The following is a 14,282-nucleotide window of genomic DNA, read 5'->3' on the forward strand; positions in this document are numbered from 1 at the left end:
AACTAAAGTTGTTTTATGGCAGAAGCCGGATATTCGGACGCGGGTTCTTTAATAAGCACACCGGCTTCGCTGTTAAATTCGTTTCGTTGTTTGCCGTGGAAACAGATCCAGCCGATGAATAACCCGCACGCCACCGTCGCGGATAACAGGGAATAAAGCACCTGAGGCCCGGCTTCGAGCAACAGCGGCGTAATAAATGCCAGCACGCCGCATAATAATCTGGAGACTGCCACGATCACGCCTTGTGCCGTTGATCGCAGCATGGTCGGGAAGGATTCCTGCGACCAGATTTTCATTATTCCTTCAAAGGCCAGTCCGCTGCCGATCGCGGTGAAGAATAAACAACAGAACCAGGAAACCGGCGAGAAATTAAATATTACCGGCAGGAAGAATCCGCCCGCGAAACAAAAGGCACCCAGAATAAATGCCGGAATACGTCCTGGCGTATCAACAAACCGCATAAACATAATCCCAGAAAATACCCCGACCGGCATTGTCAGCAAGTTCCACATTGAATTCTGTTCGACAGAAATCCCCACTACATTCACCGCAATATACGTGCCGAACTGACCGCCGGTATTCGCCGCGAGATTAGTAAAAGCGTAGAACAGGCACAGAGCAATAAACGGCCACAGATACTTTCCGTGCAGGAGATCTTTAAACGCCGCTTTTTGCGCGCGCACCGTCACAATGCCCGCCCGCCGTTCGTTACGCGCCGTCAGCCATAAAGGCGATTCCGGAATTGTGCAGCGCAAAGCCAGCAAAACGACAGCCACGGTGCAGACATGCAGATACATAATCTGCGCGCCGGGGCGTCCCCATCCGCCGACGATGGATGAAATCGCCATCGTGGTGCCAATGCCTAAAAACCACAGCAGGTTCGACAATCCGATAATCTTGCCGCGATTTTTATCGGTTGCCGCTTCGGCAATTGTCGCCAGAGAAACCGGTAAATCCGCGCCCGTTGCCAGCCCGACCAGCAACGTACCGGCCAGCAACAGCGGGAAGGTATCGCCGAATGCCAGCAATAACGTGCCGGTAATAATCATCGCCATCGTAGCAATAAACACTTTGCGTCTGCCGTAACAGTCGCCCAGTCTTCCGCCTGTCAGTGCGCCCAGCGCAATGCTCAGCGTTAATATTCCGGAAAGTATGCCTATCTGAACAACAGTGGTGCCGATCGTTTTCTGATATATCACCAGCGCAGTTCCGTTTGAAACAATCGCGGCAGAATCAATATATGACGCCATACCGGATACCACCCCGACGTACCAGGGATTGAGTTGTTTAGTGGTTGACATAATTATGTCCTTCAGAGGTAACGGTGAATTAATGAGTCCGTGAGAGATCCTTTCCTTTACTGTTCTTATGATTATTTATTACTGCTGATAAATATCGCGACCTTATAAACCTTTCGGCGTTGCAATAACACTGTTACTCACCCGCATCCGTTCCTGAGTGGGGGTGCGGTTGAATTGTTTCTTGTAAGCTTCCGTTAATCTGGATGTGGTGGAAAATCCGCATAATGTAGCTATTTTCCCGATAGTTAAATCAGAGGTGCGAAGTAATTCCTGCGTCTTCAATAACCGATAACGCTGCTGGAACTTCTCTGGCGTATATCCGGTGATTTCTTTTACAAACCGGAACATGGTTCTTTTGGCCACGCCACTTTCTTCACACAAATAATTCCAGTTAATACTGCACGTATAATTCTCGCGCAAATAGTTGAGTAAATGTCGCTTGCCGGAATCTGTCGGGCTGATACGGTATTCCCTGCGTGTGGCACACTGATACAACATGACAATCATTGATAATAAATAGGACTCCGCCGTAGCAAAGTAAGTATTGTCATAACGGGCATCACACCGGCGAGTTATTTTATCGGTCAGCTCAATAACTTTCGCCAGTTCTTCATCCGTTAAGCCGGCGCGACGTTTTTTCATCGAGGCTGTATAGTCTTTAATTCCCGCCGTCAGCACGCCGATATTACTGATAAAATGAAACGGCCGCTCTGTGTGTAACAAAATATTGGTGATCGATAAATTATTGGTGGATTCATAACAGTGAACGTCATGCGCGCTGACGATGAAAAAATCACCTTTATGAATAAATTCCGCCTGATCGTTAATGATATGAAATCCGCTGCCATTACGCACAATAACCAGCTCATCAAACTCATGCTCATGGACATCTTCCATCGACTGACAGTTCATATCGAATAAACTAAAAGCATGATGTTCTGACTGAAAGAAATCACTGACCTTAAGTGTTTTCATGCATTCACCGAACCTATAATTAATATTACCGGCTTGCTATTTTCGAGCATCATTAAATATATCCTGTCGATAAAAAGATTAGACCGTAATAATTATGACAAGTCTATACGACGAACTGGCACTGTGGCGTAACTGCCCGTGACGTTTGTTTCATTTTTGTATCAGAAATCCCATTTCAGGATCACATGACAAAAAAATGCGCAGACTGAGCTGCGCATCGGGGACAAAATGAAACAGTTTCGCTGAACGTTACGCCTGACTCAGCCGATGCTTATGCCCTTTCATCAGGCTGAGCGACGCTGAAAATGCGGCACCTTCATCTCCGGCCATAATGGCTTCATAAATCCTTTTATGCTCATTCAGGCACATGCCGCCTTCTTTTGAGGAATACTCAAAGAACCATTTGAAAATGGTGGTCAGCACGTTGCCAAACGGCACGTAAAAACAGTTGCCGGAAGCAATAAATATCATCCGGTGAAATTTGGTATCGATATCCACCCACTGCTCAGCATCAAAATTTTCAGCGACATGGCACATCTGGCGATAAATCCGCGAAAGTTCGATGCGCTGTTCTTTGCTGGCATTAACGGCGGCCAGCGCGGTGGCGTGCGGTTCGATAGCTTTGCGAAACTCCAGAAACTGGTGATAGATTTCTTCGGTCGCTTCCATGCCTTGCATCCATTCCAGCAGTTGCGGATCGAGCATGTTCCATTGCGCGCGCTCTTTAACGCGGGTACCAATTTTAGGACGCGACTCGAGTAATCCTTTCGAGGTCAGTAGTTTCAGCGCCTCGCGCAGCGCGGTGCGGCTGACGCCAAACTGTTCACCGAGCTCGATTTCACTCGGCAGGATGGCTCCCGACGCCAGTTCGCCCGACAGAATTTTGCGGGCGATATCGCGGGCGATATGCGTATTCAGGCCACGGGTCATGCCTGCGGCGGTTTCAAACTGCATCGTCATATTCTTCCCTTTTTACTGTGCAGATTGCCGACATCATAGTTCAGGCGACGGCGCGCTGCATGCGCCCGCCGCACTGAAACGCCCAAACTGTGCGCTATGGCGCCATCTGGCCGCCATTAACGTCTAATATCTGTCCGGTGATGTAACCGCTACAGGCGTGCGAAGCGAAAAACAGGTACGACGGTGCCAGTTCTTCAGAGGTGCCGAAACGCCCCATCGCAATAGAACCGGCGATTTTCTCGCGCACTTCCGCACTTTTATCCGCGTGAAAAACGGTGTCGATAGTACCCGGTGCGATCACGTTGAAGCGGATATTGTCTTTGGTGAATTCCTTCACCCAGTTACGATGCACGTTGTGCAGCCAGGCTTTTGACGCCGCGTACAGGCTGGCTCCCGGCCCGCCGCCTTCGCGTCCGGCAATCGAACCGGTACTGATCACCGACGTGGTTTTGCCGCTCTGTTTCGCCGCATGACGTAAATGCGGGATGGCAAATTTTGTCACCATCAGCGCCGAACGGGCGTTTAAGTCCATGACATGGTCGTAAAATTCGTCGTCGATATTTTCCAGCCCCTGACGTCCGCCCAGACCGCCCGCGTTATTGATAAGCACGTCGATGCCGCCAAAACGTTCGACAAAGTTGGCTACCAGCGCTTCGCACTCAGCCGATTTCGTCACATCTGCGCCGAAGTACACCACTTCGCCGCCATTTTTAGCAATCTCTGCCGCCAGTTTATCGAGACTGGCATCATGGCGATGGCCGTTAATCCCGACCTTCGCGCCCGCCGCAGCAAATGCCTGCGCCGCGGCGAGACCGATACCTTTGGTTGAACCGGTAATCAAAACACGCTGACCTTTCAAATCGTTAAACATAATGACTCCTTTATGATTCAGGGATGTTCAGAGGTGAGACGGATTGCCACGCCACGCTGAACGCGTCTTGCGCTGCCGGTGCGGCGCGGTTGCTGATGCGAACGTTCAACGTCCGGCTGGCGGCAAAGAAAATATTCAGTTCGGTTTGTTCGTCGTCATAACTGACCACGCTGACACGCTCCACCTTGCCGCGTGCATCGAGGGATGTTTCAGTCGCTTCATCGAAAACACCGTGCGTTTCAAACACGCTGGCAAAAATGGCGTTCGTGCCGTGCGTTCGCAGCAGTAAAGCCGGTTCGCTGCGCAGATTGAAATGCGGATCGTTCGCGCCGGTGCGCGCCATAATCAGCTCGCCGCCTTCAGGGAATGCGCTGACCAGCGTGTGGTAACTGTCGCCATCAAGCCAGCTGAATAACGCCGAATCACCGGCTGCAATTTGCGCACGCGCGCAATCCCATAAATGCTGATAACCGTGGTCTTCGCCCAGCGGTTTCAGCGTGCTGGCGGCTTTCAGCGCGACGTCTGTGCGGACAAATTGCCCGAGATGATGCAGGCAATAATCGTAACGATGTGGCTGTGCGCTGTTCAGCCGGAAGACGTCCACTATCAGGGGTGATGAAAGTTCCGGCAGGCTGAGCATCAGTACCGTACGTTGCTGACCGACACCTGGCGTGTAGTTTTTCAACCGGGCGCTCATGCCCTGTTCTGCCGGATTTTTCGTCACGAAGAAATGCGGTTCGCCCCAGCGTTTTTCGGCTTCCAGACTGTCGCCGTGATTCTGACTTTGCCCGTCAACGACCACGGTGTTGTGTGCGACCGTCTGTTTGCAGTAGCTGTTATTTTCAGGGATGTAGCGCCCGCCGAATTTTGGCTCGACGTTCACCCAGCGGCCAAAGCCGTAATCGCGCAGGAACTCGCGTCCGCGGCTGAAAAGGCTGAGATGCAGGCCGTCAAAGTGGCCGTGATTCAGTGCCGAATGCAGACGCGGAATGCTGCCATGCTGGCCGTACCACAGCAGCGCCATATCCTGATTTTCTGCGTCACTGCGCAAAATCCCGATCCCGCCCTGCGTCCCTTCGGGGCCATCGCGCAGTGCAACACTGCCCCAGTTCAGGGGTTGCGCAGGCGATTTTTGCAGCGCGTCGGATAAGTCCAGCGCGCTGGCACTGACCCAAAGGGTGTGCTGTTGTTGCGCGGCGGCAATCCACTGCCGATTGTGGCCGTAACGGGAATAACAGACGCTGGCGGCGATCACTGCGCCGTCATCGCGGATATTGATGGTTTTGGATGAATCATTCAGCGCGGGCCAGGTACCGTCGGGGAAAGCCGTCAGCATCAGGGCTTCGCAGGTTTTGCGGATGATCTGGTCACGGAACCGGTAAATCTCTAATTCCGGCTGACGACGTTCAATCGCCTCGCTCAGTAACAGAAGCGGCCGCAACGCGAAACGATGATAATACGGCCCTTCGATGTAATAACCGTCCGGCGAAAAAAGCTGGCTGAGTTGGGCAAAGAACCCGCCGCTTTCGCTGTCACCTTTCAGGCCGTACAGCGCCTTTTCCACCAGCGAAGAGTCGCCCAGCACATAACCGCTGATGGCCGCAGCTGCCACTGACCAGATGCCGTGGTTATGCACGATATCGAAATCTTGGGTATGCTGGTGCAGCGCATCATCCGCCATCACCCGAAACAAATTCACTTCAATATGTTCCCGCTGAGCGGCATCGAGCGACGGCATCAGGCAGTGATAGCCTTCGACGGCGTACAGCCAGAACATGTTTTCATTGAGTGTCTGATGGAATAAACGGCCTGGCGAATTACTGTCTTTGCTGGTGGCACTGCCGAGCGCCGGATAAACCGCGGCATAACCGTTCAGCAGCGCCAGCGCGTAATCGAAATAACGCGTTTCACCGGTGATCAGAAATAAACGTCCGGCCAGATTTATGCCCAGATAATTTTGCTTGTGCTGTGTATGCTCCTGACCGCCCGCCTCGCCGTGACCGGGAATGTTCAGCGGTTGCGCGAGCATCTTTTCCAGCGTGGTGATTTGCGCCCGCAGCGCCGCACCCAGCAGGGAATCCGCATCCAGCTGATCACGGAGCTTCTCCGCTTCGCTGATGCTTATGAGTAATGGCTGCCAGTGATTCATTTTTTATTCTCCGGCGCAGGTGCCGCCACGTATCCCGCCGCAAACGATGGCAGGGAAAGCAGCCAGGTTTCGCTTTCGGCTTCCATTACCGCTCCACGCGTGACGTCTTCGTGATAGCTACCGGCAGCGGATTTCGCCGCTGCCGGCAAGTTGAATGTCGCGCGGCGGATTTGCTGCTCATAGCGATTCTCGCCGGTAGAATTATCCGCCCAGGAAAGTAACGGCACGGGACGTACGCGGATCTGATCCAGAGATTTGTACGGCCACGGCACCGCCGGGTCGGTAAAGCGCGCCATGAAATCCAGCGATTTGAGTACGCTGCCACCCTGCGGTGTCTGGTAATGCCACAGGTCGATACCGTTTTTCTGCGCCAGCACCGCCATCATGCTGATCGCCTGTAGATTGAAATAGCTGTAATGGAAAGAGCGTGTGCGCGCCAGTTCGGCGGGCTGTGTGCCGTCGGGTTTCAGCTGCACATCCAGCTTACTTTTCATCAGCTTCGCCATGTCGCCAATCACCGCGTTATCACCCAGATACCACGCAATGCCAGAAACCTGCGTCACATACCAGTTACCGTGATTGTTCTGGGTGCGCCCTTCTTTTTGGGTGATTTTGCTGCCCTGCAACCACGTCAGATAATCGCGCATCCACCCGCGCATTTGCTGGTCGTCATTGTCCGTCCACGCCGGATTACCGCGCAGTAACACCAGCGAATCCACAATGCGGGTGGAAAAATAGCGGCCATCCAGCACACCTGCATTGCGCCCCGGCGAAATGCCCGGCACGCCCTGCGCGAAATTCAGGTTCGGGTTCATGCGTGTTTGTGGCGTGATAAACCAGGTGCGCAGCAGGCTGGCGGCTTTATCCGCGTATTTCTGTTCGCCGGAGAAATACCAGGCCAGCGTCAGGTTCTGCACCCGTGCGGTAAAATCGGCCAGACGTACGCCATCACTCTGGTCGTTTTTACTGGCAGGATTTACATGGCCATCTTTGCGGATCCACGGCAGCCCGTCGGGTTTACTGTCATCCGGCCACCAGTACGCACTCAGGCTGAGATAGTCATGCTTCGAGCCGCCCGGCGGGGTTATACCTTTGTCGGTCACGCTCAGTTCAGGTTTTTTCAGCGCGGAATCAGCCGCCGCCAGCAGATGTTTATAAGCTTCGGTAGTCTGTGACACTGCCGTGTGGTCGTGCAATTGCTGACGGACAACGGCCATTTGCGCCGTATTCAAAAATGCCGGTTCTGCTGCCAGTGCGCCCGCAGAACTTGTCATCAGCGCCAGCAGCAGCATCGCACCCGCGGTCATTCCGTTCACCGATATCTTCACCTTTTCGGTCTGCATTAACTTCATGTTTTCTCCCGACTCCGTGCCATTGTCCCGATGAAATTTCGCACTTTAGTCATACTAATAAAGCAATGAACGTTCAGTTTCGCCAGTCAGAATTGACTTAAAATCCCACAAGACGCCCAACAAGTGACCGAAATCACAATTTGATAACAAACTAAGCATTTCTTATTTGTCCGACTTTTAATTTCATTTCTCTCTTCTACGCTTGCTCAATACATAACCAAAAATATCTCACCCTACAAACGAGAGAGTCACGACAATGGATATCAACGTTCTGGTCATGATCGGTTACTTCGTCTTAATGATTGCCATCAGTTATGCGTTCAAAAAGATGGCGTCCGGCTCCTCGAGCCACTATTTTCGCGGCGGCGGGCGAATGCTCTGGTGGATGGTCGGCGCAACCGCCTTTATGATCCAGTTCAGCGCCTGGACGTTTACCGGTGCCGCCGGCCAGGCTTACCGGTACGGTTTTAACGTGGTCAGCGTATTCGCCGGTAACGTGTTCGGCTATCTGCTCGCCTGGTGGTGGTTCGCCGCCCGCTTTCGCCAGTTGCGCGTTGATACTGCCACAGAGGCGATTAACCATCGCTTCGGCAAAGGTAACGAACAATTTTTCACCTGGATGATTATTCCGCTGAGCATCCTCAGTGCGGGCGTATGGCTGAACAGTCTGGCGGTATTTGCCAGCGCAGTATTCCAGCACGACATTACGCTGACATTATGGGTGACGGGCATCGTGGTGCTGGTGATTTCACTGCTGAGCGGTGCGTGGGGCGTGGTGGCGAGTGATTTTGTACAGACGCTGGTGGTCGCGATTATTTCCATCGCCTGCGCCGTTGTGGCGTTGTTTAAAGTCGGCGGCCCGGTGAAACTGGTGACGGAATTCCCTTCCGGTTTCATCACCGGTCCGGACGTGGGTCCGCATTATATTTCCCTGCTGGTAGCCTGTTTCCTGTTCTTCTTTATTAAGAACGTGCAGAGCATTAATAACCTGCAGGATTCCTACCGTTTCCTGAATGCTAAAGACAGTTTCAATGCCAAAAAAGCGGCGCTGTTTGCGCTGGTACTGATGCTGGTCGGCACCATCATCTGGTTCATTCCGCCGTGGGCTGTGGCGATCCTTTATCCTGACGCGGCAACCGCGCATCCGGAACTGGGCAAAAACGCCACAGATGCGGTGTATCTGATTTTCGCTGAGCGCGCGATGCCGATGGGTACCGTTGGTTTGCTGATGGCCGGATTGTTCGCCGCCACCATGTCTTCAATGGACTGCGCGCTGAACCGTAACTCGGGGATTTTCGTGCGCAGTTTCTGGACGCCGATAGTCAACCGTAACAGCGAACGTAGCGATAAATATCAGTTGCGCGTCGGTCAGATTGCCTGCGTGGTGAACGGCGTGCTGGTCATTTTAGTCGCGCAATACATGCACACCATGCAGACCGTCAGCCTGTTCGACCTGATGATGAAAGTCGGCACGCTGATGCAGGCACCGATTGTCGTGCCGCTGTTCCTCGGTGTATTTATTCGCAAAACGCCGGACTGGGCGGCGTGGGTCACCGTGCTGTTTGGTTTATGCGTATCGTACGTGGTGGCAAATCTGTTTACCGCGCCAGACGTCGCTCGCCTGCTGGGCATCACCCTGACGAAACGAGAACTGCTGGATGTGGCGATTATGTGGAACATTTTTGCGCATCTGGTGTTTACCGGCGGGTTCTTCTGCCTTACCACGCTGTTCTATCGTGAAAAAGCCTCAGCGAGAAATACCCAACGTCAGAAATTTTTCACCGACATGGACACGCCGGTGTATGCCGATCATGAACAGGATGAGTTTGACCGGTTACAGCGCGATAAAATCGGCAGGATTTCGATGTACATGGGTGCAGGTTTACTGCTGATGGTACTGGTGCCGAACCCACTCTGGGGACGCATTTTGTTCCTGCTGTGCGCCCTGTCTATTCTGCTTTTCGGCTGGATTTTACATCGCAGCGCGGAGAAAGGTATAAAAGCGGCACAGGCCGAAAAAGCACTAAAGAGAAATGTGGCGACATCACAGAGATAACGTAGTTAGGTGCGAAAGGCTAATGCAGGATTTCCCTCAGGGAGTCCTGCATTCCTGCTTAAGCAAGTTATTTCACAGCGGTTTGTTTACAGCAGTCCGCGCTGTTTTAACGTAATACACGTGGCTTCGTTCAAATCATATCGGGTGAAATCCTCCTTGCGCACCCAGGCATAAGCTTCAAATTCATCGTTCAGGGTGACACAGGTATTTTTGGCATGGCAATGAAAGAGCAGGTAAATCATGTAGATTTCCTCTGTCCGTCCATCCGGATAGGTTTTGGTTCGGATATCATCACGAAAAGTCCACGGCGTGATATGTGTCAGTTCCAGCGCTTCACCGAGTTCTTCCCGCACTTCACGTAGCAAGGCTTGTTCAATCGTTTCTTCCGGTTCAACGCCTCCCCCTGACAAGGCCCATTGTCCGGGAAATACACCGCGACCGGAGGGCATTTTGCACAGCAGATACGTTCCTTCATGTTCTATTAACGGACAGACGATAGTTCTCTGGCGCACAGTGACCTTCCTTAGTGACAATTTTTCAGAGGCCAAAAGTATCATAAAGCGCCGTTCTGCCCTGCGATTCAGCGCATAAAAAACCCGCCTCGTGAGCGGGTTTTAATGTCAGACAAAAATGAATCAGCACCGAATTTACTTCGGAAGTTCTGTCACCTGTTTCACTTCAGTTTTGCTGATCTGCTGTTTTACACCGTTGGCATCGGTGTATTCCAGCAAGCCGGAATCGGCTTCTTTGGGTTTGCCGTCACTGATGATGGTTCGCGCATCATTCGTCTGGATGGCATAACTGGTGCGCGTGCAGCCCGTCAAGGCCGCCACACATAACACAGCCGCTAAGGGTAAAAGTAATGTCCTATTCTTGATCTTCATGACCTTCTCCTTTGATGATACGTTGCCGGATAAATCAGTTATCCAGTTCGCTCATATTTTTAACCTGGTCGCGATTAATCTGCTCGGTCTTGCCGGTTTCCGCATTTTTATAGGACACCAGACCGGTATCGTCATCTACCTGAGGTTTCCCGTCCGTAACGATGGTTTTTCCGTCCGTCGTTTTAATCGCCTGGTTCGAAGCACAGCCAGCCACAAATAAAATTGAGACGGCAGCCAGTGATGCGGCGATTAGGTTATTCCTCTTCATACATTTCCTCCTGAAAGGTGTTTTGACTTAACGATTAACGAGTTAAGTATAGTCACTCTTTACGAAGGCTTTGGAAAATAGGACAAACGGAAATTTCATGATCATTTAATCACCGGCCTTTAAGTCGCTCGATAGCCAGTTGCAGTGCATCATTGGGCTCACCCACGGCATCAACCGCCTCTTCCTGAACACGACCCAGCCACAACGCCACCCGCTCACGGCTGATTTCCTGGCCATTTTGAGCGAACATCAAACAGCACTCACCCACCATGCGGCAGGCTTCCTCAAAAGCCAGTTTTGAATTTTCCACCGTTAGCTCCTGATTATTCCAAAAAGGACATTCTTTGTTTAACGGCAGATTTTAGAAAAAGTTGCCTCCTTTTACCCATTCTTTACCAAAATGCTTTCTGAAAGATGTTTTCCGGACAGGGTAAAATCTTTGTATCGGTTGCAAACTGTCACGGTTCAGCGGGTATCCGGTTAAGAATAATCTGTATTATGGGTTATTATTCTTAAAAATACCTGTACAACTTTCTACATCTTGTATAACTTTATAGTCACATAAGTAATCATTAACAACGCACACATTAACATGAGGATATGTCATGCGTCAGAACCAGCACGATGGAATGTCACCAGAAGCCTCCCCTTCTCTATATAGTCAGGGTTTTTCTAAAGAGGAAACAATGGGACGCGTTGTGGTAGAAATTCTGGAAGCAGGCAGGAATCTTAATCGCAAAGCATTGTGTTCCAAACTTCTGAATCGTGTTGAATCCGCAGGCAGCGAGGAAGAGGAAAAGCATTATATGAAGCTAATCCGTCTGGTTCTTGAGCGTGATTCATGATCAATTGAAATAATGGCATCATTCCCATGGAATAAAGTAATAACTCTGAACCTTAAGCTAATCTGCCCAAGACCCTTGGTCAGCGAATATTCAGAGGCTAATATTATGTACAGAAGCAACGAAGAAAAATTAACGGATAAGCTGATTGGTGAGGCGGTAATATCCTTACTTAAATCGAAAAGTCCAATATCAATTGACAGACTCATTAAGCAGTTACAGTTTATGGCTGTGAGTGCTGACAACTTAAATCGAAAAAGCGCCCTGGAGCAGATCATTAATGAGATGCGCCACGATCAGGCTGATAAGCGTGCGCGTGTCAGTTATGAAGTACGGGACGTCGACAATATACGACACTTTTTCAACACTGAAGGGCCGTCCGATGACCAGAAAAAACATTGATACATCAACTGAATACGCAGTAATCCATAATGATTCGGTTGTATCAAATCCATCTCAGTCGATGACAGACGCAGTCAATCAAACAGGTATTTATCAACATTTTTCTAAAGTGAGCGAACTCTATTCAAGTGAAGCTGAAGTTCTGGGTGCGGCGATCCGTCTTATTCTGGCGAATAAAGGCACGGTGACCAATAAGGCCATTATACTGCACCTGATTAATCAGCTTGAAACCACTTCCGATATTGTACAGCTGGATATTCTGCGCGGTGCACTGGAAATGGTCGTGGGCGTGACGCCGGATGATTCCGGTTTCTGAATCTTAAAGAATAGCCTGCTTTATCATTCCCGCCTTATCATTAATGTCTCGCGCTCAGTCGCTGACTTCGGGCGCGGAAATTTATCAACAACTAGCAGTAACAAGTGCGGAGGGTATTAAAATGCATGACGTGTCTTATACTCATATAACATTGGCTGATTATATTTTGCCAGAAGACCCTGAACTTCTGGTTGAAAACGAAACAGTCATCCGTGTTTATAAAAATCTAAAAAAACAGAAAGTAATTGTTACCCATAAAGATATTATTCTTTGTCTGATTCAGAAAATTGAGCAGGAAAGTGATGCAGATAAGCAGGATGTTTATCTGGAAGCACTTGAATATGTCGTTTACCGCACACCTGATGATGATATTTTATAAATTAGCAGCAAAGCATGATGAACTGAGCCCGGGAAATATCCTTTTCCGGGCTCAGTTGTTTAAACATTATGCTCAGCCGGCAAGTTTTCAGAGAGCCTGTTGACCAGACTGATATTCATAAGTGACTTCCGGCCATGTGACTACCGGCGCGCCCTTCAGTCTTGGCTCAGCAAACAACTCGCCCTGGAAATTACACACCCCTGCCGCATCCAGCCACATCCACTCTTCCGGTTTTTCAACCCCTGTCGCGATGACTGAGATTTCTAACGCAGAGCAGAATCTAATGATGGCCTGAACGACAGCCTGTTTCGGCCCGCTGGTATGAATGTCACAGATCATATTGCGATCAATCATAATTTTGTCCGGCTGGCATTGAGTCAGCAGCAATAATCCCGCAGAGCCTGCACCGAAATCATCAATTGCCAGACGCATTCCTGAGGCTTTGAGCTGTTTCATTGCGGTTGTGAACTTATCCTCACGGGTGATGACACCGTTCTCAGTGATGGCTACCACAATCTGTTCAGGCACCAGGCCACAGGCGGTTATCTCATTGACCAGAAACCCGACAGCATCCGGTACCATCACCAGCGTCATAGGCAAAAGTTTGATTGAAATCGTTTTGTCGCTGATCCCAATTTTCTGCGCCATGGCAAAGGCCAGCTTTTTGGATTTGAGATCTGCCTCGTAGATAGTGATCCCGGAAAGCCGGGAATAGTACTCCATCGCTGAGCCACCTTCCGGCCCGCGGATTGTCGCCTCGTAAGAAATTATCTCGCGACTCAGCGGATCAACTATCGGCTGGAAGGCAAAACTGTAGTCCTGCATTTCAGGGAATATAAATTCTACTTCGGGTTTCAGAGGCTCATCGGCGAGGAAAGACCAGGAATCTGCCGGAAGAATTTCGAGGTAATTTTCCTTCTCACGGGCCTGCACAAAGGTGCACAGAAATTGAAGCGCCCGGTCTTCATAAGTGAGCTGATATTTAGACGTTCCTTTATCAAGCACCGCCTGAAGCACCTCATCTTCATGATGATGTCTGAGGTCAAAAAGCTCCATACCGACATTGCCGAAGCGGCGTGACTGCACATAGTCACGCATGAGAACCACGACGTTGTGGTGCCGCTTATCCTGACAAATCGAGCTGTATAGGGCATCCACTGCCTCTTCCGGCCCTTCCAGCAACTGGAAGAAGTGCATCCCGTCAAAAAGCAGGATCCCGGTAATGCTTAAAAGTTCGTTGTTAACATTGGCTTGTGACACCATTTCAACCAGTGAGTCAGACTGCACGTGTTCACTGATGTGGCTGCGATAGACGAGGGTTAAAAGCATCGGGTGTTTCCAAAAGGATCTGATTCAGACCCTCAGGGTAGCAGAAATTTCGCTTATGGAAATATCCGAATCGGTCATTTAAGCATATAGAACAGGCTGAAAATGGCTGTCTTATCAGCGGATAAGCCACATAGCGAGTTATTTCCCGCCACTAAAGTAAAAGCAACAATTAAAAGCCTCGCTAATTCGCAATATTAA

Annotated in this window: 16 protein-coding genes; 5 read left to right on the forward strand and 11 right to left on the reverse strand. The window is 50.5% G+C overall.

The features are described from left to right. Window positions 1-2 precede the first annotated feature (2 nt). From D6C13_RS12115 to D6C13_RS12140, 6 genes are all read right to left on the reverse strand, one after another. Window positions 3-1,301 carry an MFS transporter gene (locus D6C13_RS12115; protein ID WP_120132995.1) on the reverse strand — a complete coding sequence of 433 codons (1,299 nt, stop codon included), beginning with the start codon at window positions 1,299-1,301 and terminating at the stop codon, window positions 3-5. A gap of 102 nt (window positions 1,302-1,403) precedes the next feature. After that, entirely contained in the window at window positions 1,404-2,276 is an 873-nt protein-coding gene (locus D6C13_RS12120) for a helix-turn-helix domain-containing protein (RefSeq protein WP_120132996.1), read from the reverse strand. A 249-nt stretch (window positions 2,277-2,525) separates the two neighbouring features. After that, on the reverse strand, window positions 2,526-3,236 hold the full coding sequence (locus D6C13_RS12125) for a FadR/GntR family transcriptional regulator (RefSeq protein WP_120132997.1): 711 nt from the start codon (window positions 3,234-3,236) through the stop codon (window positions 2,526-2,528). A gap of 94 nt (window positions 3,237-3,330) precedes the next feature. Further along, window positions 3,331-4,107, reverse strand: coding sequence for an SDR family NAD(P)-dependent oxidoreductase (locus tag D6C13_RS12130; RefSeq protein ID WP_120132998.1), 777 nt, complete (start codon window positions 4,105-4,107; stop codon window positions 3,331-3,333). 10 nt (window positions 4,108-4,117) lie between these two features. Further along, window positions 4,118-6,256 carry a heparinase II/III domain-containing protein gene (locus tag D6C13_RS12135; RefSeq protein WP_120132999.1) on the reverse strand — a complete coding sequence of 713 codons (2,139 nt, stop codon included), beginning with the start codon at window positions 6,254-6,256 and terminating at the stop codon, window positions 4,118-4,120. Continuing rightward, window positions 6,253-7,608: an alginate lyase family protein gene (locus D6C13_RS12140; RefSeq protein ID WP_120133000.1), complete on the reverse strand. Its 1,356-nt coding sequence runs from the start codon at window positions 7,606-7,608 to the stop codon at window positions 6,253-6,255. The genes D6C13_RS12135 and D6C13_RS12140 overlap by 4 nt, the downstream gene beginning before the upstream one ends. 256 nt (window positions 7,609-7,864) lie before the next feature. Between D6C13_RS12140 and D6C13_RS12145 the strand changes: the two genes are divergently transcribed. Next, window positions 7,865-9,664, forward strand: a complete 1,800-nt coding sequence (locus D6C13_RS12145; protein ID WP_120133001.1) for a sodium:solute symporter family transporter — start codon at window positions 7,865-7,867, stop codon at window positions 9,662-9,664. Between the two features lie 86 nt (window positions 9,665-9,750). Here D6C13_RS12145 and nudI read toward each other — a convergent pair whose 3' ends face one another. The 4 genes from nudI to D6C13_RS12165 all read right to left on the reverse strand — a co-directional run bounded on the left by nudI (window position 9,751) and on the right by D6C13_RS12165 (window position 11,126). Next, window positions 9,751-10,176, reverse strand: a complete 426-nt coding sequence (gene nudI, locus D6C13_RS12150; RefSeq protein WP_120133002.1) for a nucleoside triphosphatase NudI — start codon at window positions 10,174-10,176, stop codon at window positions 9,751-9,753. A 135-nt stretch (window positions 10,177-10,311) separates the two neighbouring features. Next, on the reverse strand, window positions 10,312-10,548 hold the full coding sequence (locus D6C13_RS12155; protein ID WP_120133003.1) for a YgdI/YgdR family lipoprotein: 237 nt from the start codon (window positions 10,546-10,548) through the stop codon (window positions 10,312-10,314). Window positions 10,549-10,582: 34 nt separating this feature from the next. Next, window positions 10,583-10,816, reverse strand: a complete 234-nt coding sequence (locus D6C13_RS12160; protein ID WP_120133004.1) for a YgdI/YgdR family lipoprotein — start codon at window positions 10,814-10,816, stop codon at window positions 10,583-10,585. A 109-nt stretch (window positions 10,817-10,925) separates the two neighbouring features. Then, window positions 10,926-11,126 carry a hypothetical protein gene (locus tag D6C13_RS12165; protein ID WP_244212683.1) on the reverse strand — a complete coding sequence of 67 codons (201 nt, stop codon included), beginning with the start codon at window positions 11,124-11,126 and terminating at the stop codon, window positions 10,926-10,928. A 295-nt stretch (window positions 11,127-11,421) separates the two neighbouring features. On the opposite strand from D6C13_RS12165, the gene ycgZ reads away from it, so the two are divergent. The 4 genes from ycgZ to D6C13_RS12185 all read left to right on the forward strand — a co-directional run bounded on the left by ycgZ (window position 11,422) and on the right by D6C13_RS12185 (window position 12,755). Beyond that, entirely contained in the window at window positions 11,422-11,661 is a 240-nt protein-coding gene (ycgZ, locus tag D6C13_RS12170) for a regulatory protein YcgZ (protein WP_120133005.1), read from the forward strand. A gap of 105 nt (window positions 11,662-11,766) precedes the next feature. After that, window positions 11,767-12,060, forward strand: a complete 294-nt coding sequence (locus D6C13_RS12175; protein ID WP_120133006.1) for a hypothetical protein — start codon at window positions 11,767-11,769, stop codon at window positions 12,058-12,060. Beyond that, window positions 12,041-12,376 carry a biofilm/acid-resistance regulator YmgB/AriR gene (locus D6C13_RS12180; protein ID WP_120133007.1) on the forward strand — a complete coding sequence of 112 codons (336 nt, stop codon included), beginning with the start codon at window positions 12,041-12,043 and terminating at the stop codon, window positions 12,374-12,376. Before D6C13_RS12175 ends, D6C13_RS12180 begins: the two co-directional genes overlap by 20 nt. Before the next feature lie 43 nt (window positions 12,377-12,419). Continuing rightward, window positions 12,420-12,755 (forward strand): biofilm development regulator YmgB/AriR family protein, encoded by a 336-nt coding sequence (locus D6C13_RS12185; RefSeq protein WP_244212684.1) that lies wholly within the window; start codon window positions 12,420-12,422, stop codon window positions 12,753-12,755. A gap of 87 nt (window positions 12,756-12,842) precedes the next feature. Here the strand turns inward: D6C13_RS12185 and D6C13_RS12190 are convergent, their stop codons facing one another. Further along, window positions 12,843-14,084, reverse strand: coding sequence for a diguanylate phosphodiesterase (locus D6C13_RS12190; protein ID WP_120133009.1), 1,242 nt, complete (start codon window positions 14,082-14,084; stop codon window positions 12,843-12,845). Window positions 14,085-14,282: the final 198 nt, after the last annotated feature.

The sequence above is a fragment of the Rahnella woolbedingensis genome (assembly GCF_003602095.1).
In the GTDB taxonomy this organism is placed as follows: domain Bacteria; phylum Pseudomonadota; class Gammaproteobacteria; order Enterobacterales; family Enterobacteriaceae; genus Rahnella; species Rahnella woolbedingensis.

Coding starts and splice junctions, on each gene's coding strand:
- D6C13_RS12115 (WP_120132995.1), bottom strand. CDS start 1,301: ATGTCAACCACTAAACAACTCAATCCCTGGTACGTCGGGGTGGTATCC.
- D6C13_RS12120 (WP_120132996.1), bottom strand. CDS start 2,276: ATGAAAACACTTAAGGTCAGTGATTTCTTTCAGTCAGAACATCATGCT.
- D6C13_RS12125 (WP_120132997.1), bottom strand. CDS start 3,236: ATGACGATGCAGTTTGAAACCGCCGCAGGCATGACCCGTGGCCTGAAT.
- D6C13_RS12130 (WP_120132998.1), bottom strand. CDS start 4,107: ATGTTTAACGATTTGAAAGGTCAGCGTGTTTTGATTACCGGTTCAACC.
- D6C13_RS12135 (WP_120132999.1), bottom strand. CDS start 6,256: ATGAATCACTGGCAGCCATTACTCATAAGCATCAGCGAAGCGGAGAAG.
- D6C13_RS12140 (WP_120133000.1), bottom strand. CDS start 7,608: ATGAAGTTAATGCAGACCGAAAAGGTGAAGATATCGGTGAACGGAATG.
- D6C13_RS12145 (WP_120133001.1), top strand. CDS start 7,865: ATGGATATCAACGTTCTGGTCATGATCGGTTACTTCGTCTTAATGATT.
- D6C13_RS12155 (WP_120133003.1), bottom strand. CDS start 10,548: ATGAAGATCAAGAATAGGACATTACTTTTACCCTTAGCGGCTGTGTTA.
- D6C13_RS12160 (WP_120133004.1), bottom strand. CDS start 10,816: ATGAAGAGGAATAACCTAATCGCCGCATCACTGGCTGCCGTCTCAATT.
- ycgZ (WP_120133005.1), top strand. CDS start 11,422: ATGCGTCAGAACCAGCACGATGGAATGTCACCAGAAGCCTCCCCTTCT.
- D6C13_RS12175 (WP_120133006.1), top strand. CDS start 11,767: ATGTACAGAAGCAACGAAGAAAAATTAACGGATAAGCTGATTGGTGAG.
- D6C13_RS12180 (WP_120133007.1), top strand. CDS start 12,041: ATGACCAGAAAAAACATTGATACATCAACTGAATACGCAGTAATCCAT.
- D6C13_RS12185 (WP_244212684.1), top strand. CDS start 12,420: ATGTCTCGCGCTCAGTCGCTGACTTCGGGCGCGGAAATTTATCAACAA.
- D6C13_RS12190 (WP_120133009.1), bottom strand. CDS start 14,084: ATGCTTTTAACCCTCGTCTATCGCAGCCACATCAGTGAACACGTGCAG.